Source organism: Mesorhizobium sp. M7A.F.Ca.CA.004.12.1.1 (genome assembly GCF_003997835.1).
Lineage (GTDB): Bacteria > Pseudomonadota > Alphaproteobacteria > Rhizobiales > Rhizobiaceae > Mesorhizobium.
In genome coordinates this window covers 1-203 of the sequence record NZ_RZRK01001554.1, presented here as the reverse complement: position 1 = coordinate 203, position 203 = coordinate 1, and the positions used below count along the sequence as shown (strand labels likewise).

At 63.5% G+C, this 203-nt stretch carries 1 protein-coding gene; it reads left to right on the top strand.

The genetic code is table 11. From position 1 onward, the window contains the following. Positions 1 to 17 precede the first annotated feature (17 nt). Positions 18 to 203: porin (locus EN984_RS37520; RefSeq protein WP_206517610.1), on the top strand; the 186-nt coding region annotated here is incomplete at its 3' end.

Below are 203 nucleotides of genomic sequence, written 5' to 3'. Positions count from 1 at the left end.
TGACTGGAGGTCAGAAAATGAACATCAAGAGCCTTCTCCTCGGCTCCGCTGCGGCCCTGATCGCAGTTTCCGGTGCGCGCGCCGCCGACGCCGTCGTCGTCGCCGAGCCGGAACCCGCTGAATACGTCAAGATCTGCGACGTCTACGGCGCTGGCTACTTCTACATCCCCGGCACCGAAACCTGCCTGCGCATCGGCGGCTAT